Source organism: Cryobacterium sp. AP23, assembly GCF_054075385.1.
In genome coordinates this window covers 3537321-3560500 of record NZ_CM133415.1, presented here as the reverse complement: position 1 = coordinate 3560500, position 23180 = coordinate 3537321, and the positions used below count along the sequence as shown (strand labels likewise).

The 23180-nt window shown below is 68.3% G+C and carries 16 protein-coding genes; 5 read left to right on the top strand and 11 right to left on the bottom strand.

Annotated features, from left to right (window positions below):
* Window positions 1-2: 2 nt before the first annotated feature.
* Together ACU5E9_RS16845 and ACU5E9_RS16840 are read left to right on the top strand one after the other, a co-directional pair.
* Window positions 3-479 (top strand): GNAT family N-acetyltransferase, encoded by a 477-nt coding sequence (locus tag ACU5E9_RS16845; RefSeq protein ID WP_456811046.1) that lies wholly within the window; start codon window positions 3-5, stop codon window positions 477-479.
* 193 nt (window positions 480-672) lie between these two features.
* Entirely contained in the window at window positions 673-1752 is a 1080-nt protein-coding gene (locus ACU5E9_RS16840) for a LacI family DNA-binding transcriptional regulator (protein ID WP_456811045.1), read from the top strand.
* Window positions 1753-1763: 11 nt separating this feature from the next.
* Here the strand turns inward: ACU5E9_RS16840 and ACU5E9_RS16835 are convergent, their stop codons facing one another.
* The 4 genes from ACU5E9_RS16835 to ACU5E9_RS16820 form a co-directional block, all read right to left on the bottom strand.
* Window positions 1764-4448 (bottom strand): family 78 glycoside hydrolase catalytic domain, encoded by a 2685-nt coding sequence (locus ACU5E9_RS16835; RefSeq protein WP_456811044.1) that lies wholly within the window; start codon window positions 4446-4448, stop codon window positions 1764-1766.
* A 1-nt stretch (window position 4449) separates the two neighbouring features.
* Window positions 4450-5358, bottom strand: a complete 909-nt coding sequence (locus ACU5E9_RS16830) for a carbohydrate ABC transporter permease (protein WP_456811043.1) — start codon at window positions 5356-5358, stop codon at window positions 4450-4452.
* A 7-nt stretch (window positions 5359-5365) separates the two neighbouring features.
* Window positions 5366-6250: a carbohydrate ABC transporter permease gene (locus ACU5E9_RS16825; RefSeq protein WP_456811042.1), complete on the bottom strand. Its 885-nt coding sequence runs from the start codon at window positions 6248-6250 to the stop codon at window positions 5366-5368.
* A 108-nt stretch (window positions 6251-6358) separates the two neighbouring features.
* Window positions 6359-7660 (bottom strand): ABC transporter substrate-binding protein, encoded by a 1302-nt coding sequence (locus ACU5E9_RS16820; RefSeq protein WP_456811041.1) that lies wholly within the window; start codon window positions 7658-7660, stop codon window positions 6359-6361.
* 94 nt (window positions 7661-7754) lie between these two features.
* Here ACU5E9_RS16820 and ACU5E9_RS16815 point away from each other — a divergent pair, with 94 nt between their 5' ends.
* Together ACU5E9_RS16815 and ACU5E9_RS16810 are read left to right on the top strand one after the other, a co-directional pair.
* Window positions 7755-8582, top strand: a complete 828-nt coding sequence (locus ACU5E9_RS16815; protein ID WP_456811040.1) for an aldo/keto reductase — start codon at window positions 7755-7757, stop codon at window positions 8580-8582.
* Between the two features lie 210 nt (window positions 8583-8792).
* The gene (locus tag ACU5E9_RS16810) at window positions 8793-11654 is read left to right on the top strand and encodes a family 78 glycoside hydrolase catalytic domain (RefSeq protein WP_456811039.1); all 2862 of its coding nucleotides are present in this window, start codon (window positions 8793-8795) and stop codon (window positions 11652-11654) included.
* Between the two features lie 103 nt (window positions 11655-11757).
* Here the strand turns inward: ACU5E9_RS16810 and ACU5E9_RS16805 are convergent, their stop codons facing one another.
* The 6 genes from ACU5E9_RS16805 to ACU5E9_RS16780 form a co-directional block, all read right to left on the bottom strand.
* Complete coding sequence (locus ACU5E9_RS16805) at window positions 11758-13332, bottom strand: family 43 glycosylhydrolase (RefSeq protein ID WP_456811038.1); 1575 nt, start codon at window positions 13330-13332, stop codon at window positions 11758-11760.
* Between the two features lie 11 nt (window positions 13333-13343).
* A complete protein-coding gene (locus ACU5E9_RS16800; protein ID WP_456811037.1) occupies window positions 13344-15818 on the bottom strand; it encodes a beta-glucosidase in 2475 nt (824 codons plus the stop codon).
* Window positions 15819-15942: 124 nt separating this feature from the next.
* Window positions 15943-16797 carry an ATP-binding cassette domain-containing protein gene (locus tag ACU5E9_RS16795; RefSeq protein WP_456811036.1) on the bottom strand — a complete coding sequence of 285 codons (855 nt, stop codon included), beginning with the start codon at window positions 16795-16797 and terminating at the stop codon, window positions 15943-15945.
* Complete coding sequence (locus ACU5E9_RS16790; RefSeq protein WP_456811035.1) at window positions 16794-18653, bottom strand: dipeptide/oligopeptide/nickel ABC transporter permease/ATP-binding protein; 1860 nt, start codon at window positions 18651-18653, stop codon at window positions 16794-16796. The genes ACU5E9_RS16795 and ACU5E9_RS16790 overlap by 4 nt, the downstream gene beginning before the upstream one ends.
* Complete coding sequence (locus ACU5E9_RS16785; RefSeq protein WP_456811034.1) at window positions 18650-19591, bottom strand: ABC transporter permease; 942 nt, start codon at window positions 19589-19591, stop codon at window positions 18650-18652. The genes ACU5E9_RS16790 and ACU5E9_RS16785 overlap by 4 nt, the downstream gene beginning before the upstream one ends.
* Before the next feature lie 77 nt (window positions 19592-19668).
* Window positions 19669-21066 carry an ABC transporter substrate-binding protein gene (locus ACU5E9_RS16780; protein WP_456811033.1) on the bottom strand — a complete coding sequence of 466 codons (1398 nt, stop codon included), beginning with the start codon at window positions 21064-21066 and terminating at the stop codon, window positions 19669-19671.
* Window positions 21067-21311: 245 nt separating this feature from the next.
* On the opposite strand from ACU5E9_RS16780, the gene ACU5E9_RS16775 reads away from it, so the two are divergent.
* The gene (locus tag ACU5E9_RS16775) at window positions 21312-21929 is read left to right on the top strand and encodes a TetR/AcrR family transcriptional regulator (RefSeq protein WP_456811032.1); all 618 of its coding nucleotides are present in this window, start codon (window positions 21312-21314) and stop codon (window positions 21927-21929) included.
* Between the two features lie 72 nt (window positions 21930-22001).
* Here ACU5E9_RS16775 and ACU5E9_RS16770 read toward each other — a convergent pair whose 3' ends face one another.
* The gene (locus tag ACU5E9_RS16770; protein ID WP_456811031.1) at window positions 22002-22973 is read right to left on the bottom strand and encodes a nucleoside hydrolase; all 972 of its coding nucleotides are present in this window, start codon (window positions 22971-22973) and stop codon (window positions 22002-22004) included.
* Between the last annotated feature and the right edge of the window lie 207 nt (window positions 22974-23180).

Below are 23180 nucleotides of genomic sequence, written 5' to 3'. Positions count from 1 at the left end.
CCATGATTCAGATTGAACGCGACGACCCCACCCGGGCGGATGTGCGGCTGCTGCTGGACGAGCACCTCGCCGACATGTTCGCCACCTCACCCGCCGAGAGCGTGCACGCCCTGGACCATTCGGCGTTGTCCGCGCCCGAGATCACGTTCTGGACAGCCCGCGAGGACGGCACTCTGCTGGGCTGTGGCGCGCTGAAGCAGTTGACCACAACCCAGGGCGAGATCAAGTCGATGCGCACCACTCCGGCCGCCCGGGGCCGGGGTATCGCCGCGCTCGTCCTCGCCCGGATCCTGAAGGAGGCCAGGCAGCGGCGCTTTGAGGACCTCTACCTGGAAACGGGAGCCGAGGAATTCTTCGCGCCGGCCCGGCGGCTCTACGCGCGGCACGGCTTCGTCGACTGCCCGCCCTTCGCCGACTACAGGCTGGATCCGCACAGCGTCTTCATGACGCTCGCTCTCAACGCGGACGCACGGGCATAACTCCTGCAATTTTCGCTCAGGCTGGGCTGCGCCCGCGAGATTCAGCCATCCGACATCATGACAACGAGAAATTGCAGGAGTTATGCCACGGAGGGCCACTTTAAGGTGGGGACTGAAGCGCTTCAAAGCCCAGCATAGGATGGCTGTAGGCCACGGCCGGTTCACGGCGTAAGCAATTCGTAAGGGGCAGCCCATGAGTCCTCGGCAGCACACTGACCCGCGGGTCGACAAGACCGGCGCACCGAGCATGAGCGACGTGGCCGCGCTGGCCGGTGTGGCCCTCGGCACGGTGTCGAACGCGCTCAACCACCCGCAGAAGGTGGCCGAGGCCACGCTGGTGCGCATCCAGGCCGCCATCGACGACCTGGGCTTCGTGCGCAACGACCAGGCCCGTTCCCTGGCTCGGGGCCGCAGTTCCACCATGGGCCTCATCGTCACCGACATCGGCAACTCCTTCTTCGTCGACATCGCCCGCGGTGCCGAGGTCGGCGCCCAGGCCGACGGCATGTCCTTGCTCCTCGCCAACAGCGACAACGACGCGGCGAAGGAGCAGACCTACCTGGACCTGTTCGAGCAGTCGCGATTCGCGGGCATCCTGCTTGCCCCGTTCGAGGCGTCGACCGACGGCCTCGAACGCATCAAGGAGCGCGGGCAGCCGGTGCTGTTGCTCAACGTGGCGACCCCGGCCGAGAAGGGCTGCTCGGTCATCGTCGACAATGAGTACGGCGGCTATATCGCGGCCCGCCACCTGATCGACCTGGGCCGGACCCGGCTCGCGTTCGTGGGCGGGCCGGACCGGCTCGCGCCGCTGCTCGCCCGCCGGCTCGGGGTGGAACGGGCGATCTCCGAGTCCAACGGCGCGGTGGCACTGGAAGAGATCATCGTCGGCGCCGTCAACGCGCCGGAAGGCCGCACTGTCGCTGAGGCGCTCATCCAGCGCGACCCGGCCGACCGGCCCGACGGCATCGTCGCGGCATCGGACCTGCTCGCCCTGGGCATGATCCAGACCTTTCAGAACATCGTCCGGGTGCCGGAAGAGATCGCCATCATCGGCTACGACAACAACAACGCGGTGTGGGACAGCCTGATCCCCATCTCCACCATCGGGCAGCCCGGTTTCGACATGGGTGCCCGTGGAGCAGAACTCCTCGCCGACGCCATCAAGAATCCGGCCACGCATCAGCACCAGGTGGTGACCCTGCTCCCGCACCTGCTGGCGCGGGCGAGTTCGGTGGGCCACCTCGACGTGGCCGCCCCCTCACCCGCCCGCTGACCGCACGTTCCTCAGCCGACGGCCGGCACGGCGTCCCGCTCCTCGGGGTTGTGATGGTTGATCCGCGCGGTGCGTGCCGGATCGTCCTGTGGGGGCCGCACCACGGCGGTGAATCGGTGCCGCCCGGCCCCGACCGAGTGCGGGCTCGACTCGCCCGGCACCAGCACGCGGGCAGTGACCCCGGCCGGCACAACGACGTCGAGGGTGAAGTCGGTGCCCGCCCGGGTCCAGGAGCTGGACGCCACACCGAACGGAGTCAGCAATTCGGCGGCGGCGTGGGTGAGTCCCCCACCCGGCCGCGGCGCGATCGTCAGCTCGCGGTAGCCCGGTGCCGCCGGCGCGAGTCCGGCGACCACCCGGTGCAGGTAGTCGGCCACGGCGCCCAATGAGTAGTGGTTGAACGACGTCATCTCGCCGGGGTTGATGCTGCCGTCGGGCAGCATGCTGTCCCAGCGTTCCCAAATAGTGGTCGCCCCCATCGTCACCGGGTACAGCCAGGACGGGAATGCGGTCTGCAAGACGAGGTGATACGCGGTGTCGAACGCGTCGACCCTGGCCAGGGCGTCGCAGATGATTGGCGTGCCAACGAAGCCGGTGCGGATGGTGTAGCCGCCCTGTTCGACCAGGTGCACCAATCGTGCGCCGGCGGCCTGAACCTGCTCCCCGGTCTCGAGCAGGTCGAACACTATCGCCAGCGACAACGCCGTTTCGGTGTCGCTCACCACCCGCCCGGATGGCGTCACAAACTCCCGGCGGAAGGCCTCCACCGCGCGCTGGGCGACGACGAGGTAGCGCGCTTCGTCGTCGACACGGCCGAGCACTCCGGCCGTGTTCGCGAGGAGCCGGGCGGAGTGGGCGTGATAGGCCGTGGCGACCAGGTACTGGTCGGTGTGCGATTCGTCCGGGCGGTCCGGCGGCGCGGCCGGGTCCAGCCAGTCGCCCAGCTGGAAACCGGTGTTCCACAGTCCGGTGTGTCCGGTGAGGGCGTCGACCTGGTCGACCCACGAGCACATGCTCTCGTACTGGTCGGCGAGGATCTGGGCATCTCCGGTGCGCTGGTAGAGCACCCACGGCAGCACCACGGCAACGTCGCCCCACGCTGCGGCCGGGTCCGGCGGGAAGCCGCACTCGATCCAGGGCACGAAGTTCGGCACCGAGCCGCGGTCCTTCTGCTCGGCGGCCACGTCGCGCAGCCACGAGATCAGAGTTCCGGTGGACTGGTAGAGGAACGCGGCGGTCGGCCCGAACACCTGGATGTCGCCGGTCCAGCCCAGCCGTTCGTCGCGCTGGGGGCAGTCGGTGGGCAGGTCGACGAAGTTGTCGCGCATGCTCCAGACGACGTTCTCGTGCAGCCGGTTGAGCATCGGATCCGAACTCTCAAATCGGCCGGTGCGCACCATGTCGCTGTGCACAACGAGGGCCACGACGTCGGCCGGGTCGAACTCCCCCGGCCAGTCCTCCAGCTCGGCGTAGCGGAACCCGTGCAGGGTGAAGCGCGGCGTCCACACCTCGGGTTGCCCGGTGCCGGCCAGCACGAACCTGTCCACGGAAGGGGCGCCCCGCAACGGGCGGATCGACAGTTCGTCGTTCTCGAGCACCTCGGCGTGGTGCAGCAGCACGGTGTGTCCGGCCGGGCCGGTCGGCGCGATGCGCAGCTTGCCGGAGATGTTCTGGCCGAAGTCCAGGCGGATACGCCGGCCGCGGCGTTCAACCGCCACCGGGGTGAGCGTCTCGGTCACCCGAATCGGCGGGCCGGTCGGGGCGACGAGGTCGGCGGAGAACCGCTGCCGGGGCAGGGTGGCCGGCGCATGCCACGTGTCGGCGTCGAAGCCGGCGGTGGCCCAGCCGGGCTGCTCGAGTCCGGCATCGTGCGTTTCTCCCTCATACAGTCCGGCGCTGGTGATCGCGCTGGACGCCCACCGCCAGGCATCGTCGAGGTCGACGTGCCGCACGCTGCCGTCCCTGAGGGTCAGTTCCAGCTGCAGCAACAGCGACACGTCATCGCCGTAGTTGTTCCAGATGCCGCCGTTGAAACCGAGCTTGCCACGCCACCAGCCGTCGCCGAGCCACGCGCCGATCACGTTCGATCCGGCCGTGAGCAGGTTCGTCACGTCCAGGGTCTGGTACCGCAGGCGATGCTGGTAGCTCGTCCAGCCGGGCGCGAGCAGTTGGTCGCCGGCCGCTGTGCCGTTCACGAGCAGGTCGTGCACGCCGTGCGCGGTGGAGTACACCCGGGCCCGCAGCACATTCTCTCGGTCGGGTAGCTCGAACTGCGCCCGGAGCAGGAATGCCGCCCGCGGCCCCGTCGCATCCGCCCCGGTCGACGGGGACACGAAGGGCACCCGCCAGTCGTCGGCGTGCAGCAGGCCGGCCTCGATGGCTAGGGGTGCCGACCAGTCGCCGGGGCCGGCGGCTCCGGTCCAGATCCGCACGCGCACCCGCACGCGTTCCCGTGAGCGGAGGGGGGCCGTGGGCCAGGGCACCAGTGTGCTGGCGCTGCTGGCGATCCGACCGGTCAGGACGGTTGTGTCGGTTCCGCCTGGCTCCCGAACGATCTCGATTTCGTAGGCATCCTGCTCGGCGACGAAGTCGGTGGAGGGGTCGGTGGCACGGCGCCAGGAGAGGCGGGGGGCCGCTTCGCCGATGCCGAGCGCGATGGTGTGGTGTTCGGCCCAGGGGGCGGTGAGCTGCGTCATCTCAGCCCTTGACCGCGCCGGCCGTGAGGCCCTTCATGACGCGCTGGTTGAGGAAGACATAGAGCACCAGGATGCCGACGACGTTGATGCAGATCGCGGCGAAGGTGGGCCCGAACTCGACCACACCGAACTGGCCGGTGAAGCTGAGCAGCCCCACCTGGATGGTTTGCACGCTGCTGCCACTGGTGAAGGTCAGCGCGATCAGCAGGTCGTTCCAAATGAAGAAGAACTGCACGAGCGCGACGGTGAAGATGGCGTTCCGCACCATCGGGAAGCCGATGGAGAGGAACGAGCGGTAGATGCTCGCCCCGTCGATCGCGGCGGCCTCGAAGATCTCCTTGGGTACGGCACGGAAGTAGGTGGCCATCATGAACACCGTCAGCGGTAGCCCGGTGGCCGTGTAGGTGATGATCAGCGGCCACAGGGTGCCGGTGAGGCCGGCCTGGAAGTAGGCGGAGAACAGCGGAAGCAGGATCATCTGCCCTGGCACCATGATGCCGGCAAGGAACAGGAGCAGTACGGTGCCGCGGCCCTTCCACACCATCACCTCGAGGGCGAAGCCGGCGGCCACACCGAAGACGATGATCATGGCCAGGGCGGGGAAGGTGGCCAGGGCGCTGTTCAGGATGAAAGAGCCGACGTTGCCGCCGACCCAGGCCTGCACGTAGTTGTCGAAGTTGAGGAAATTCTCCGGCAACGCCCAACTCGGGTTGTTGAGGAATTCGCTTTGGGTCTTCAGCGACCCGAGCAACAGCCAGATCAGTGGGTAGACGGTGACAACCAAAAGCAGCCCGATGACGAGGACCGCCGGGACCTTCCTCAGGCGGCGGCGCAGGCGGCGGCGCGACGAGGAGTGCTCTGGCTCGATGATCGGGGGACGGGGTGCCGCGGTGGCGGTGGACAGGGACATGGGATTCCTAGCCTTTGGTGAGGTCGCGACGAGAGGACCGGAAGATGAAGACCGTGACGAGCAGGCAGATCATCGTGAGGAGCAGGGCGATCGTGCTCCCGTAGCCGTAATCCCCATAGCTGAACGCCGTGCGGAACATGTAGAGGGTGAGCGGTGTCGTGGTACTGCCGGGACCGCCGTTGGTGAGGGCGAGCACCGAATCGAACACCTTGAGGGTGCCGTTGATGCTGAAGATCACCGAGGAGAGCAGAACGGGTAGCGACAGCGGCAGGATGATGCCCTTGATCAGGGTCCAGCCGCTGGCTCCGTCGAGGCGGGCGGATTCGAGGATGTCCTCGGGGATGTCGAGGAGGCCCGCATAGAGCAGGATCGCGTAGAAGCCCATCGAGCGCCAGATGTCCATGATCACGATCACGAGGAACGCGGTGCCGGCGCTGCCGAACCAGTCCACGGACGGGGCGCCGAAGAAGTTGAGCACCTCGTTGACCAGTCCGTTCTGGGGTGCGACCTCGAACATCTTCTGGAAGAGCAGCGACACCGCAACGGTGGGGAGGACAACGGGGAAGAAAACCAACGTGCGGATGAGGGAGGAAGCCTTCTTGAGCCAGAAGACGTAGATCAGCGCCAGGCCGTAGCCCACCAGAATCTGCCCGACGGTGAGGATGACCGCGTATTTCAGGGTGAAGACCAGCGCCTCGGCCACCTTGGGGTCGCTGAACAGCCGGGTGAAGTTGTCAAGACCGCTAAACGTGAAGCCGGTGATCACGCTGCCGGAGAACAGGGTGTACCCCATGGACCAGAGGACGGGCACGAGCATGATGGCCGAGTAGATCAGCAGGGCCGGGCCGATAAAGACCAGCACCGCCCGCCTGTCGCCGAGAACGCTTTTCATCTGAAGATCTGCTTTCTGTTCGGGCGGCATCGCCCGCACCGTGGATGGAGCGGCCCGGGCGGGAGACAGACTGGTTGTCTGCCTCCCGCCGCGGGCGGAACTGACTCGCTAGCCGAGGTCTGCTTGCACGAGCTTCATGAAGTCGGCCCCGGAGATCGCACCGGTGACGAGCTGGCCGGCGTTGGTCTGACTCGTGGTCGTGGCCTGGGCGTTGAGCAGCGCCTCGAACCAGAGCACGCTGGTGTCAGTGGCCGCGATGGTGTCCTGCACCTGAGCGGTGAGATCCGGGACGTCCACGGTCCCGTTCACGGTGAGGCCCGTCAGCACGCCCTGCGCGCTGAGGGATTCCTGACCGAAGTTCTCGGCGATGCACTTGAGCCAGGCCGCGCTCTTGTCGTCATAGGTGGCCTGGGACATCGCCAGGGGGACCCCGACGTTGGCGCCGACCTGGTCGCTGGATCCGGCGCCGCCGGCAACATCCGGGAACGGGATGAAGCCGATGTTCTCGGTGCCGATGGTGGCCTTCTCCGCGTCGTTGAAGTCGCTGAGCGCCCAGCTGCCCATGTAGAAGAAGGCAGCAGAGCCGGACAGGAAGGCATTCTCGGCAGTGGCGTAGTCGATCGAGCCGACACCCTCACCGAAGTAGCCTTGGGCGCCGAGCTCGGCCACGGCATCCGCTGCGGCCACGTACTCGGGATCGGTGAGCTTGGCGTCGCCGTCGGCGACAGCCTGCAGGGCGTCCGGGCCGACGGTGCGGTAGATGTAGCTGCCGACCAGGCGCGTCAGCGGCCAGCCGTCCTTGCCCGCCGCGGCGAACGGGGTGACTCCGGCGGCGTCCACGGTCGCAGCATCGGCAACCAGTTCGTCCCAAGTCGTCGGCGGAGTGATGCCGTTGTCAGCGAGGATGGTCTTGTTGTACCAGATGCCCTCGATGTTCAGCTCGGTGGGGATTCCGATGTCGCTGCCGTAGAGGCTGTTGATGGCCGTGCCGGCGGCGGGAAGGATCGCGTCGGGCACATCGAGGTCGGCGAGGGCAGCGCCGATGTCGACCAGCTGGCCGCTCTTGGCGAGGTCCTTAGCGACCTGGGGCGTGTTGCCCGCGGCGAACAGCGACGGCAGGGCCTTCTGCCCGGCGAGCAGCTGGAGCTGCTGGTCGTAGCTGGCCTGCGGCTGGTTGGTGACCTTGAGCGGCAACGCCGCGTTTTCCGCTTTGCACGCACCCGTACTCAGGCTGGTGAGGGTTTCGGCGATGGCGGTGTTCTCGGTGAACGAGAGGTAAGTGAACTCCTTGGCCTCCGCAGTGCTACCTCCGCCCGCGGAACACCCGGTGAGAAGCAACGCGCTCGCCCCCAGCCCGGCGACGATGGGCATCCACGCGCCGCGACGGCGCGACGTGACTGCTGTGATCACAATTCCTCCTTGAAATGCGAGACTTCAGAATTGAAGCGCTTCAATAGACGACGATAGGGTTGGTGGTAGCCGATGTCAAGCAGGAAGGCAGACCATGTCAGTACCCGAATTGTCCCTCAACGACGGCCACACCATTCCCCGGTTGGGACTGGGCACCTGGCCGATGACCGACACCGAGGTCGCTCCGGTGATCACCACCGCGGTGGAGCTCGGCTATCGCCACATCGACACCGCCGTCAAGTACGGCAACGAGACCGGGGTGGGCCAGGGCATCCGGGAGTGCGGGCTTCCCCGGGAAGAGCTATTCATCACCACCAAGCTCGACGGCACCTACCAGGGCGACGACCGGGCGATCGCGGGACTCGATGCATCCCTGACCCGGCTCGGCCTGGACTACGTCGACCTGCTCCTGATCCACTGGCCGGTGCCGTCCCGTGACCTGTACGTGTCGACCTGGCGCACCTTCGAGAAGCTCCTCGCCGACGGGAAGGCACGATCGATCGGTGTCTCCAACTTCAAGCCGGCGCACCTGGAACGCCTGCGCGCCGAGACCGACATCGTGCCGGCCGTGAACCAGATCCAGATCAGCCCGTACATTCCCCGCGCCGAGCAGCGCGCCTACGATGCCGAACACGGCATCGTCACCACGTCGTGGAGCCCGCTCGGCCAGGGCAACGCGCTGCTCGCCGAGCCGGTCATCACCGGACTGGCCGAGAAGCACGGCAAGACCGCCGGCCAGGTCGTGCTGCGCTGGCATCTGGACCTGGGCCTGGTGGCGATCCCGAAATCGTCGAGTGCGACCCGGCTGCGGGAGAACCTGGACATCTTCGACTTCACCCTCGACGCCGATGATCTGGCCGCGATCGCCACCCTGGACCAGGGCGCGGGCGCGGGCGTGGACTCCGATGTCGACGGGCACTGACCGTCGTTAGGCCTCGTGGCGGAGGATGTGTCTCGTGGCGCAGGGTATAGCCTGCGCCACGATGTACAGGGTGCGCCACGAGAATAGGGCCCGGCACTAGAAAACAAATACCGAATGCCTATATGGTTTTAGAGTCCCGGCGGGCGACTCCGCGCCCGGGTCCGCCCGCTCCTGCTCTGCCCCTGCGTCACCGTCTCAATGGAGAGATTCATGCCCCAGCCCGTCTCGCATCCCGTCACCGTCTCGGCACTCTGGGCGGAGGGGCGCGGCCGGCCCGAGTTCCTCGCGACGGGCTTGCCGGCACTGTCCTGGCAGGTTCAGACGGATGCGCCGGGCTGGCTGCAGCACTCCTACGAGGTCGAGACCCGGGTCGGGTCGGTCACTCGCGGCGAGCGCCGCCAGACCGTGCGCTCGCAGTACGAGCCCTGGCCGGCCGACCCGCTCGGCCCCTACGCGTCGGCCGCGGTGCGGGTACGGGTGACCGGCAGCGACGGGTCGGTCTCGGAGTTCAGCCCCTGGCTGGAGCTGCGCACCGGCCCGCTCTCCCCCGCCGACTGGGTCGCTCCGTTCATCGCCGTCGACCCCGGTGCGGCGCCATCTGGCTCCGATCCCGACGATCGCGGCACCACGAGGTTCCGCACCGAGCTCACCGCCGGACCGGGGCTCGTCTCCGCCGTGCTGTCGGCCACCGGGCACGGCATCTACCAGGCGGTCATCAACGGCCAGGTCGTCGGCGACGAGGTGCTCACCCCCGGTTGGACCAGCTACGACGACCGGCTCACCTTCCAGTCCTACGACGTCACGGCGCTGCTGCGCGAGGGCGAGAATGTGCTCGGCGCCACGGTCGCGGACGGCTGGTACCGCGAACGTTTCGGTTTCGACGGCAACTTCGAGCAGGGCTACCCGGGCCCCCGGGCGCTGTCAGTGCAGCTGCGCCTGCAGTACGCCGACGGTCGCGTGGACACACACGTCACCGACAACGGTTGGGCGGCCAGCGACGTCGGCCCGGTGACCCGCGCGGGCATCTACCCCGGCGAGAGCTTCGACGCGCGCCTGGACGACGCCGCGCTCGTCGACCCCGGCACGGCGTTCCCGCATCCGCTGCCGGTCACCGTGCTCGGCGCCGACCTCGCGAACCCGGCCCGGCTCACCCCGTCGTTCGCTCCCCCGGTACGCCGCATCGAACACGTGGCCGTGCAGACGGTCAGCACCAGCCCGAGCGGGGCCACCCTGCTGGACTTCGGCCAGAACCTGGTCGGCTGGCTCGAGCTCGACATCGACGCCCCGGCCGGGCACACCGTGACCCTGCGGCACGCTGAGGTTCTCGAGAACGGCGAGCTCGGCGTGCGCCCGCTGCGCTTCGCGAAGGCCACCGACCACTTCACCGGCGACGGTCAGGGCCTGCGCAGCTGGAGCCCGGCGTTCACCTTCCACGGCTTCCGTTATGCCGAAGTCAGCAACTGGCCCGGCACGTTCGACGCCGGTAGCATCCGTGCGGTGGTCGTGCACAACGACATGGTGCGCACCGGCCACCTGACCACCAGCAACCCCAAGCTCAACCAGCTGCACCAGAACGTGGTCTGGGGTATGCGCGGCAACTTCCTCAGCCTGCCCACCGACTGCCCGCAACGCGACGAACGGCTCGGCTGGACCGGCGACATCCAGGTGTTCACCCCCACCGCCAGCTACCTCTACGACGTGTCCGGGTTCCTCGGCTCCTGGCTGCGCGACGTGGACGCCGACCAGCGCCGCGCGAACGGGGTGGTGCCGTTCGTGGTGCCCAACCCGCTGCCGATGACCCCGATGGCCGCGGCCGCGTGGGGCGACGCCGGCACCCTGGTTCCGGATGCGCTCTTCGCACGTTACGGCGACCGGGCCGCGCTGGCCACCCAGTACGAGAGCATGCGCGCCTGGGTCGACGTGGTCGACGGGCTCGCCGGGCCCGACCACCTGTGGACCGGCGGGTTCCAGTTCGGCGACTGGCTCGACCCGAGCGCCCCGCCGGAGAACCCGGCCGCAGCGAAGACCGACCCCGACATCGTGGCCACGGCTTACTTCTTCCGCTCCACCAGCCGGCTCGCCGCTGCTGCTGAGGTGCTCGGCCACGCTGCCGACGCCGAGCGGTATGCCGCGCTGGCGGCGGGCATCCGGGTGGCATTCGTGAACGAGTACGTCACCCCGGCCGGGCGGATGCTCTCGGACGCGCACACCGCGTACGCCCTGGCTCTCGGGTTCGGCCTGCTCACCGACCCGGCACTGGTGGAGAAGGCCGGCACCCGGCTGGCCGAGCTGGTGCGATCGCACGGCTACCGGATCGGCACCGGCTTCGTGGGCACCCCGCTGATCTGCGACGCCCTGTGCCTGGGCGGGCAGAGCGCGGTGGCGTACCGGCTGCTGCTCGAGGAGGGCTGCCCGTCGTGGCTGTACCCGGTGGCGATGGGCGCCACCACGATTTGGGAGCGGTGGGACAGCATGCTGCCGGACGGCAGCATCAACCCCGGTGAGATGACGTCGTTCAATCACTACGCCCTCGGCGCCGTCGCCGACTGGATGCACCGCGCCATCGGCGGGATCGCACCGGCCGAGCCCGGCTCCCGGGTCACGCTCGTCGAACCGATCCTCGGTGGCGGGCTGACCAGCGCGTCCGCGTCGCTCGACGCCGGATACGGCCCGGTCACCGTGGACTGGACCCTCACCGGCGGCAGCTTCGCCCTGACCGTGGCGGTTCCGCCCAACACGACGGCGATCGTGCGGCTGCCGGGCGCGGCCGACACCGTGACGGTCGGCTCGGGCACGCATGGCTGGGTCCACGATGTGGCGGCGCTCGTGGACACCGTGCCGCGCGAACCGCTGAGCATGCAAACCTCGCTGTCGGAGATCATCGACGACGCCGGCGCGGCATCCGCCCTGGAGGCCCTGTTCGCGGAGTTGGGCTACTTCATCGGCCTGGGCTGGACCAAGGGCGGCCGCTGGAAGAGCAACTCGCCACTGGAAACCTCCCTCATCATGATGCCGCCGGCCGGTGTCGCCCGGGTGGAGCAGCTCCTCGACGACCTGGCCGCCCGCCCCTAACCATCCGCACCCGCTCTCGGTCTTAACTGTTCCCCAAGCGGACAATTGCACCCGGTGTGCCGGGTGCAATTGTCCGCAGGGGGAACAGTTGGGCGGGGAGGGGCTACTCGGTGCCGGTGTAGCGGAAGGACCGGAAGGAGACCTTGCCGGTGACCGCGTAGAGGGAGAGGACGCGGCCGGTGAAGGAGGCCGCGTTCTCCTGGGAGAGGTAGCGGCCGTCGACCCGGGCCAGCTCCACCCGGGCGTCGCCGGTACCCACACTGAGCACGACGATGTCGCCGGTCAGGCCGGACAGCATGGACGAGGAGTCCGGCGGCACGGTGTCCAGGCCCAGCGTGACCGCACCGTCCACGACGTGCTCGGCCGCCAGCGGCAGCGTCCACTCCTGGCGGATGCCCGCAACGCAGGCCCGGGCCGTCACGATGCCATCGCCGACCTCGATCTCGTAGTGGTAGTGCTCGTCGTAGCGCACGCCCAGGCCGCCGAGCGCGCCGCCGCCGGCCACTCCCGCGACCTGTACCGAGGTGCTCGACCAGGGGTTCCGCTGCCGCACGCCCACCAGCACGGGCTGCTCGGCGTCGAGGGTGCTGCCCTCACCGACCAGCGTCACCCGGTTGTCGCCGACCGTGGCCACCTCGGCCGGGTAGCGGCGCACCGCGATCCACTCCAGTCCGAGCTCCGAGCCGGCGAAGTCATCCGCGAACACGGTCTCGCCGGCACGCGGGTTGAGGATCACCGGATCGGCGGCCAACCAGCCGTTCTCCCAGCGGGCGCTGGTGATGAACGTCTCCCGGCCGAGCGCGGAGAACGCCTGGGTCATGCCCGTGGGCCGTACGCCGAGCAGCACGATCGCCCAGCCGCCGTCCGGGGTTTCGACGAGGTCGCCGTGTCCGGTGTTCTGGATCGGCCGGTTGGTGCTGCGGGCCGACAGGATCGGGTTCGCCGGGCCGCCCGCCGCGGCTCCCTCGGTGAACGGGCCGTAGGGGTGGTCGCCGCGGGCGACGCTGATGCCGTGGCCGCGTTCGGTGCCGCCCTCGGCGATGAGCAGGTACCAGTGCTCGCCGTGCTGGTACAGGTGCGGCGCCTCGGGGAACTTCAGCCCGGTACCGGACCACACCGAGACCGGCTGGGACAGCGGGATGCCGGTCTCGAGGTCGACGGTGAACTGCAGGATGCCCTTGTGCCCAGTGGGCAGCTCGCCGCTGGTCACGTCCAGCCCCGAGTAGGTGATGTACGCGAGGCCGTCCTCGTCCCAGGCCAGATCGGTGTCGATGCCGTGGATGCCCTGGATGATCGTGCCGTCGCTCCACGGGCCGGCCGGGTCGGTGGCGCTGAAGATCAGCATGCCGCGGCCCATCGCATCCGTCACCACGACGTAGAACACGCCGTCGCGGTGCCGGATTGTGGGTGCCCAGGCTCCGCCGAGGGTCGGCACGTGCGCCGACGCCAGCTGGCCGGGCCGCTCCACCACATGGCCGATCTGGGTCCAGTCGACGAGGTCGGTGCTGTGGAAGATCGGGATGCCGGGCAGGTACTCGAAGGTGGAGTTGGCCAGGTAGTAGTCGGTGCCCACCTTGACCACACTGGGGTCGGGGTAGAACCCGGCGATCAGCGGGTTCGGCCAGGCGTCGGCGACCGGTGCGGGCGGAGCGAAATCGGTCTGGGTGGTGTCGGTCATGACGGCTCCGCTCAGTTCAGGGTGACGGTGGCGGACAGGGGCAGATCGGTCACGCTGGTGCCGGCCTCGAGCAGGTACTGGCCGGTCTCGAAGTGCCAGCCGTCCTGCCAGTCGGCGAACGCCCGCTCCGGCACCGGGATGTCGACGCTGACGGTCTCCCCCGCCGCCGCGGTCACCGGCGCGAAGCCGACGAGCCAACGCAACGGCCGGTCGATGGTGGAGTCGGCGCGGGAGGCGTACACCTGCACGACCTGCTTGCCGGTGCGGTCGCCGGTGTTGGTGAGGGTCACCGTGGCGGTGGCGGCGCCGGTCTTCGCGAGCGCGGTGTCGTCGACGGTCAGGCCGTCCAGCGACCAGCTGGTGTAGCCCAGCCCGTGGCCGAACGGGTAGGCCGGTGCGGTGCCGGCCTTCAGCCAGGCGCGGTAGCCGATGTGGATGCCCTCGTCGTAGCGCACCACCCCGTCGTCGGGTGTGACGTTGAACACCGGCACGTCCTCGAGGGTCTTGGGCCAGGTGGTGGGCAGGCGCCCGCCGGGCTCGGCCTCGCCGAGCAGGATGGCGGCGACGGCGTCGCCGTACTCCTGGCCGCCGAACCAGCTGAGCAGGATCGCGGCGACGTCCTCCCGCCACGGCATCAGCACCGGGGAGCCGGAGTTGACGACCACGACGGTGCGCGGGTTGACCGCGGCCACGGCGCGCACGAGGTCGTCCTGCCGGCCGGGCAGGTCGAGGTCGCTGCGGTCGTAGCCCTCGGACTCGACCTTGGAGTTGGTGCCCACGACGAGCACCACCACGTCGGCGGCCTCCGCGGCGGCGACGGCCTCCGCGATGAGCGCATCCGGGTTGGAGAGGTCGGGTTCGATGCCGATGGTGATCGACAGCGCACCCATCAGCGCGCCCTCCGGGGCGATGTCGTACTCGACGACGAGCTCGATCGGTACGCCCTCGGTCACCTGCACTGCCACGGATGCCGAGGGCGGGGACAGGAACGCGGCGCCCAGGTCGGTGCCCTCAGGGATGACGTTCTCCTCGTGCAGCAGTTCGCCGTTCACGAGGATGCGGCCGTTGCCGGCGGTGGCGAAGCCGAGCAGGATCTCACCGGTGACCTCTGGCGTGTACCGGGTGCTGAACTCCAGCACCTTGGAGGCCGCGATCGGAGCGTCGCCGCCGAACCAGACCAGCGCGGTGGCGCGGCGGTCCTCGACGAACAGCTCACCGCCATCCGCGTCGAGGAAACGCACCCGGGCGCCGGGCTCGCCGGTGTGCGGGTTGACGATGCTGGTCAGCGGCAGTTCGGCGATGCCCTCCTGCACAACGGCGCCCACCGAGTAGGTCACCGAAGCGTTCGGCAGCGCGGCGATGACGCCGTCGATCGGAGTGATCACGCGTTCGGGCAGCACGGTGGCGCTGCCGCCGCCCTGGGTGCGGGCGAACCGGGCGTTATGCCCGATCACGGCCACCTTCGTGAGGGTGTCGGCGGCCCAGGGCAGCTCGCCGCTGTTCTGCACCAGCACGCTGCCGGCGATCTCGGCCTCCTTGGCAAAGCGGATGCCGTCTTCGACGACGACGGGTTCGGCGACGGCCGGCTCAAAGCCCTCCAGCGCGCCCACCCGGGCGGCCAGGGTGAGCAGCCGCAGCACCTTCCGGTCGATCGCGGCCTCTTCCACCTCGCCGGCGTTGACGGCGGTGACGAGGGCATCGCCCCACGGTCCGGCCGGTCCCGGCATGACCAGGTCCTGCGAGAACCGGGCGCTGTTGACGCTGCGCACGGCGGTCCAGTCGCTGATGACGACACCGTCGAAGCCCCATTCGGAGTTCAGCGGGGTCTCGAGCAGGTCGTTCTCGGTGACGGTGGCGCCGTTGACAGAGTTGTAGGAGCTCATCACGAGCCAGGCGTGCGCCTCGGTGATGGCCTCTTCGAAGGCGAGCAGGTAGAGCTCGCGCAGCGCCCGGTCGTCGACGATGACGTCGGCGGTGAACCGGTCGGTTTCGAAGTCGTTGGCGATGTAGTGCTTGGGGGTGGCGCCCACCCCGTTCTCCTGCACGCCGACCACATAGGCGGCGGCGAGCTTGGCGGTGAGGACCGGGTCTTCGCTGAACGCCTCGAAGTGCCGGCCGCCGAGCGGGGAACGGTGCAGGTTGATGGTCGGGCCGAGCACAACATCCACGCCCTTGCGGCGGGCCTCGACGGCGGCGACGTTGCCGTAGCGGCGGGCGATCGCCGGGTCCCAGGCGGCGCCGAGCGCGGTCGACGACGGCAGGTTCAGTGACGGCGAGCGCTCGTCCCAGACCTCGCCACGCACACCGCTGGGTCCGTCGGAGACGAGGATGCGGCGCAGGCCGATCTTCTCGATCGGGGCGGTGGTCCAGAAGTCGCGGCCGGTGAGCAGCAGCACCTTCTCCTCGAGGGTGAGCCGGTCGAGCAGGGCAGTGAGGCGGGGGTCGGGCGTGCTGACCGCGGCTGTGCGGTCGGTGGAGATCGTCATGGTACGAATCGCTTTCGTGGGAATCGGGGTCGAAGAGAAGGGGTCCCCGTGCGGACAATTGGTCCCGGCACACCGGGTGCAATTGTCCGCACGGGGAACAGTTGCGGGTCGGGTGGCGGTCGGGTCAGGCGGCGCCGGCCTGCGCGCTGGCCTGTTCGTCCAGGTGACGCTGACGCTCCGCGCGGCGTTGTTGCTGCCGGTCTGGGTCGGGCACCGGCGCGGCGAGGAAAAGCTTCTGGGTGTACGGGTGCGCTGGAGCGCTGGTGACCTGGTCGCCGGCACCCCACTCCACGATCTCACCGTGGTACATCACGGCGACCCGGTGGCTGAGGTGCCGCACCACGGCGAGGTCGTGGGAGACAAACAGGTAGGCCACGCCGGTGCGCTCCTGGATCTCTTTGAACAGGTCGAGCACCCGGGCCTGGGTGGAGAGGTCCAGCGCCGAGACGGGCTCGTCGCAAACGATCAGTCGAGGGTCCAACGCCAGTGCGCGCGCGATGGCGATGCGCTGCCGCTGGCCGCCCGAGAACTCCCGCGGCAGGCGGTCGGCGACGGTGTTGGGCAAGCCCACCTGGTCCAGCAGGCTGAGCACCCGGCGTGACGCATCCTTGCGGCTGACCTTGCGCACGGTAAGCGGCTCGACCAGGATCTGCTCGATCGTGAGGCTTGGATTCAGCGACGTGTACGGGTCCTGGAACACCACCTGGATTTCGCTGGACAGGGCCTTGCGCTCGCTACGTCCGAGGTGCGCGATGTCCTTGCCGCGATAAAGGATCTCCCCGCCGGTGACCGGCGCCAGTCCGAGCACGGCCCGCCCAAGGGTGGTCTTGCCCGAACCGGACTCGCCGACCAGGCCCACGGTCTCACCGGGACGGATGTCCAGCGAGACACCCTTGAGCGCCTTGAACGGCTCCTTGCGGAACCCCTTGATCGGGTATTCGACGACGACATCCTTGACGTCGAGGAGTGGCTCGGTCATGACTGTGCTCCAATGTTTGCAGCGTGCTGGGCGGCGACGGCGTCGTGCTGGGCGGCGGCGGCCGCACTGGTGCTTTCGTCAAGGTCGCCGCGCGCAGCGCCGTCTTCGAGGATCGCCGCGAGCAGCGACTGGGTGTACGGATGCTTCGCCTGCGTGAAGATGGATCGCACCGGTCCGGTCTCGATCACCCGGCCGTCGCGCATCACCGACACCCGGTCGCACAGGTCGGCGACGACGCCGAAGTTGTGCGTCACGAGCACCACGCCCATGTTCAGCTCACGCTGCAGTTCCCGCAGCAGGTCGAGAACTTCGGCCTGCACCGTCACGTCCAGGGCCGTGGTCGGCTCATCCGCGATGAGCAGGTCAGGGTCGCAGGAGATGGCGCCGGCGATGAGGACCCGCTGCGCCATGCCGCCGGACACCTCGTGCGGGTAGGCCGCGAAGGTGCGCTCGGGGTTGGGGATTCCGACTCGCTTGAGCAGCTTCAGCGCCTTCGCGGTGGCCTCTTTCTTGGACAGGCCGAGGCACACCCGCATCGGCTCGATGAGTTGACTGCCGATCGTGAACGAGGAGTCGAGGTTCGACATGGGTTCCTGCGGAATATAGGCGATCTTCTTCCCGCGGATCTTCGTCATCTCCTTCTCCGGCTCGAGCGCGAGGTCCGCTCCTTCGAAGAAGATGGAACCTCCGGTGATCCGGCCACCTTCGGGCAGCAGGCGCAGCACGGACCAGGCCGTCTGGGTCTTGCCGGAGCCGGATTCACCGATCAAGCCGTGCACTTCACCGCGTCGCACCACGAGGGAGACGTCGTGCACGACGGTTTTGACCGTGCCGTTGGGCTGGTCGTACCCCACCGAGAGCTCACGGACGTCGAGCAGTACTTCGCCGGTGCGGCCGGAAGAGGCCAGGTCTTCGGCGTGCACGTGCGCGGCCTTCTTGTCGACATCGACCGGTCGCAGGGGCGGCCGGCGGCGACGCTTGGCCTTGGTGCTGCGTTCGAGTTCGTCACGGATGGTGTTGGCCAGCAGGGTCAGCGCCACACAGGTGAGCGCGATCACGATGCTCGGCCACAGGATGAGGGTCGGCTCCTTGTAGAGCTGGCGGAACCCGTCGTTGAGCATGGTGCCCCAGGTGGGGATCGACTGGTCTCCGAGGCCCAGGAAGTCCAGACCGGCCTGGATGGCGATGGCGATGCCGAGCACCATTGCCGACTGGATGATGACGGGCGCCCGCACCACCGTGAGGATGTGCTTGCCGATGATGCGGGTGTCGCTGAGCCCGGCGACCCGGGCGGCATCCACGTACAGTTCGTTGCGCACCGCGGTGACGGAGGCGTAGACCAGCCGGAAGAACGCCGGCGAGAGCAGCACACCGAAGATCATCATCGACAGCCACATCGACGGGCCGAGCACCGAACGGGCGGCCAGCAGCACGACGATGCCGGGGAGCGCCATCAGCAGGCCGGTGAGCCAGGACGACACCGAGTCGAACCATTTGCCGTAGTAGCCGGCGATCAGGCCGCCGATGACACCGATCACCAGGGCGATGACCAGGGCCAGGGCCGCGCCGGCGAGACTGAACCGCCCGGCGAAGATCAGTCGGGACAGCACGTCACGGCCGGAGCTGTCGAAACCGAGGGGATGCCCCTCAGCGGGCGGCCCGAGCACGTCCTGGATCGACGCGTCGTTGGGGTCATGCGGGGCGATGAGCCCCGCAAACACTGCGCTGAGGACCAGTAGCAGCAAGAAGCCGATGGTGGCCAGGCCGACGGGGTTGCGGAGCAATCGGGAGAGCAGCGACCGACGGGCCGCCGGCGGCAGTGCCGGCGAGAGCGTGGTGGGAGTGAGATCGATCATGAGAGGCGCACCTTCGGGTTCAGCCAGCCCTGGAGCAGGTCGATGAGGAGGTTGACGACGACGACGATGATGGCGGTAGCCACGACCAGTCCCATCACCATGGGGATGTCGCCCTGGGAGGTCGCCTGAACGCCCACCTGCCCGAGGCCCGGGATCGCGAAGATCTGTTCAACGATGACCGCACCGCCGAAGAGGCCGACGAAACCGACGGCCAGTACGGCCAGCGCGGGACCACCGGCATTTCGCAGCACGTGCTTGAAGACCACCCGGTTGAACGAGAGGCCGCGGCTGCGCAGGGTTCGCACGTAGTCCTGACGAAGCGCGTCGACGACCGACCCTCGCACCTGCTGTGCGACACCGGCAATGGCGCCGATAGCCAGCGCGATGATCGGCAGCGTCACGGTGGAGAGCCATCCGATCGGCGAATCGGTGAAGTTCGTGTAACCGGTGGGCTTGAACCAGCCGAGGTTGAGGGCAAAAAGCGTTACCAGGCCGAGTGCGATGAGGAAGCCCGGGATGGCGAAGCCGAGGATGGAGACACCCTGCACGAGCTTGTCTGCCCAGCCGCCGCGGATCGCGGCCCAGACGCCAAGGGTCACCGACACGACCGCAGTGAGCAGGGTCGCCCCGATCACGAGGGACAGGGTGACGGCAAGCCGGGAGGTGATGCCTTCGGTGACCTCTTGCCCGGTGAACCAGGATGTGCCGAGGTCACCCTGAAGGGCATTGGCGATCCAGTCGAAGTATTGCTCCCAGAGCGGACGGTCGAGGCCGAGTTCGTTGGCCTTCTGCGTAACGGTCTCGGCGGTCGCCGACTGGCCGAGAATGCGGCGAGCGATGTCGCCGCCGCCCACATACAGCAGGGCGTAGGCGATCGTGGATATGACGAAGAGCAGGACTATGCCCGAGAGCAACCGTCGAAGAATGAATCTGAACACCGTTGTTCCTTACTGTTGAGCAACCCGGAGGGGAACGTAAGGCCGGGCGGCGCACGAGGCGCCGCCCGGCGGGCTACCTAGGAAGCGGGGGTGAAGTTCCAGAGGTAGGGGTAGGCGTTGCCGACCTGGGTCTCAACGTTCGTCTGGGCATCCGTCGCGTAGTTGGACTCCACGCGGTACCAGGGGGCGAACCAGGCCTGCTCGACGATGTAGGCGTTGAGCTCCTTCAGAGCCGCGTCAGATTCGTCGCCGGTCGAGGTTCCGATCGTGGCGACGAGGGCGTCAACAGTCGGGTCCTGGTAGTGGGTGGGGTTGAACGAGGCGTTCGGTGTGATCTCGAAGTTGATCAGCGCCCAGTCGGTGTCCTGCTGCAGCTGCATCCAGGTGACCCCGTACTTGGGGGCGAGGATGTCGGCGATGAAGTTGTTGCCGGTGTCGGTGTAGTTGACCGTAACGCCGACATCCTTCAGCTGCTGCTGGATGAGGGTGAAGACCGCGGGGTTGCCGAGCGACGTGCTGGGCATCTCGAGGGTGAGGCCGTCCTCGTAACCGGCCTCGGCGAGCAGCTTCTTCGCTTCGTCCGGGTCGTAGGCGTAGCGGTCGTCGAGGTCTTCGTCGTACGCCGCGGAGGAGGCCGGGAAGATCTGGGTGGTGGGGGTGCCGAGGCCGTCGCCGACCGCGGTGAGCATGGCCTCGGTGTCAATGGCGTAGTTCAGGGCCTGGCGCACCTTCACGTCAGCGAGGGCGGGGTTCATCGAACCGTCGCGGTCGAAGATGATCAGTCCGGTCCAGTCGAGCTCGAACGGGTTGAGCGTGTAACCAGCCGCTTCGACCTCGGCGTTGTTGGTGTTGTCCAACAGCTTGGCGCCGTTGACCTGGCCGCCCTTGACCGCGTTCAGCATCGACGTGGAGTCGGCGTAGACCTTGAGCGACAGGTTGTCGTAGTGCACGTTTTCCGGGTCCCAGTAGTCGGGGTTCTTGGTGTACTCGTACGAGGTGCCGATCACGGTCTTGTCGGTGTCCAGGATGTACGGGCCCGAGCCGATCGGGTTGGTCTTGGCGTCAGCGGCGCCGAATGATGCCGGGCTGGCCTGCATGCCGGCGTTCTGGCTCAGGTAGTGCAGCAGTGCGGGGTCCGGCGCGGTGAGGGTGAGCTCGACCGTGGTCTCGTCGATGGCCTTGGCATCGCCGAGCGCACCGAGGAACGACTTGTTGGGCGAGGTGCCGTCGCGGAAACGGATCAGGTTCTGGGCGGCGGCGTCCGCATTGAACGGTGTGCCATCAGTGAATTTCACGTCATCGCGCAGGGTGAGGGTGAGCACCGTGTTGTCGTCGTTGTACGCCCACTCGGTGGCCAGGCTCGGAATCAGCTCGCCGGACGGATCTTCCTTCAGGAGGGTGTCATAGACAGCCTGCCCGTAAGGCGACTCGTTGGCGAAGTTCATATTGGCGGCCTCGAGCGTGGTGGCCTGCACAATGACGCCAAGGGTGAGAGTGCTGGACTCTGAATCACCCGAGTCTGAACCCCCACCGGAGCAGCCCGTGAGGGCGAGAGCTGAAACGGCAACGACCGCTGCCAAGCTTTTCCATCGGAACATCGGTGTTCCCTTTCGCTACGTGCAGTCCGTCGTTGGGCCGCCTCGAAAACCGAAGCTAACACGAAAAGCGAATAGTTGGTAGGTTTTCGCCAAATTGTTACCGAGCGCGATAGAGTCGGCCCATGATCCCCACCGGCACCACCCGAAAGCCGCGCGGTGCCTACGCCAAAACGGCAGGGCGGCGCCGTGAGATCCTCGAGGCCGGCATGGATGTTTTCGCCACCAACGGGTTCCGCAGCGGATCCATCCGGGAGATCGCCGAGGTCGTCGGCATGAGCCAGGCCGGCCTGCTGCACCACTTCTCGAACAAGAACGAGCTCCTGGCCGGCGTGCTCGAGCTGCGCGACGACCGCGCCACGGAGTACGTCGACACGGCGGCGCCGGCCAGCATCGAAACCATCCGCGGCTTCGTGCGGCTGATCGACTACAACGCCCGGCAGGTGCCCGGCCTGGTGGAACTGCACTGCGTACTCTCCGCCGAGGCGACCTCGCCGGAGCATCCGGCGCACGAGTACTTCGTCCGCCGGTACGACTGGGTGCTCTCGTTCCTCACCGCCGCGTTCCAGACCATGCAGGACGACGGGCAACTCGCCGCCGGCATCGCCCCGGTGAGCGCGGCCCGCGGCATGATCGCCATGAGCGACGGCCTGCAGGTGCAGTGGCTGCTCGACCGTGAGGCCCTGGACATGGCCCAGGAGATGCGCAACTACCTGCGCCCCCTCCTCACCGTCGACCTTTAGGCCAGAACCGGCCGCCGGATCGCGTCGCCGCCGCCCGGGCCGCCGGATCGCGTTTCGCGGGTCGGGCGCGGGTTAGCCGGCGGCGTGCGCGGCGAGCTTGGCGGTGAAGTCGGCGAAAAGCAGCCGCAGGTCGAGCCGGGTGTAAACCCGCATCGGTCGGGGGCCCTGCCGCGGGATTATGTCGTACGACCCGTCCGCGCAGATCCGCGGCACCGTGCGGGTGACGTACTCGCTCGACGAGGGGTCGGCCTCGAACGACGACTGCAGTGCGGTCAGGAGCACGAGCGGACTGTCGCCGAGGATGTAGGTCTCGCCGATGTGCAGGCCGTGGGCACCGGCCATCACGGCGACCTGCGCGAGCGCATCGTAGAGGTGCGCTCCGATCGCGCCGTGCGGGCGCACATCCGTGAGCAGTTCGGCCCAGGAGAACAGCGTCTGCCGGTAGGCGTCGCGCGGCACCTGCCAGATCGGCATGAAGGAGTCGAAGATCACCCGGCCGGCGGGGATGTCGATGGCGAGGTTGTACTCCGGGCCGTGCGAACCCGGCGGTGGCACGGCGAGGCCCTGGTGTTCGGGGCCGCCGATCCAGACCAGGGTGAGCCGGGTCGCGATGCGCGGCTCGAGCAGGTACGCGCTGGCAATCTCGGTGAGCCCCGCCCCGCAGGCCACGAACAGCGGCAGGTCGGTATCGGTGCGCATGGCCTCGGCGATGATGGCATCCGTCGCGGCGGACCGGATCGGCGAGCCCGGGTCGGCCATGCCCACGTTCGACCCGGCCAGCACGGGAATCGTGTCGGCGCGACCGAGCAGCTCGAGCACGGTGCGGGCGGCCGCGGCGGCGTTGTCGGCGGTCTGTTCCGAGGGGTCGAACGGGTCGCCGGGCTTGAGGTGCGAGCCGATGATTGCGCGGATCTCCACGGAGGGCGACAGCACGTGGTGGGCGAGCTGCACGAGGCCGTCGGGATCGCCGGAAAAGTCGTTGTCGATGATGACCCGGGCGCGCGGCTGCACGACCCGGCGCAGTTCGGTTTCGAATGATGTCAACGCCGGCACCTTCCCTGGAGGGGTTTTTCTGAAGAGTGTACTGGTCACGTCAAGGGTCTTCGATGCGGATGTCGCGCGGCACGCGTTGGTGCTCGTGCACGCGGCCGGCGCCACGCTCGTGGCAGGCGATAGTGCTCGGGGCACGTGTCGGTGCTCGCGGCACGTATACGAACACGTGCCCCCGGGATTAACACGTGCCGCGAGCAC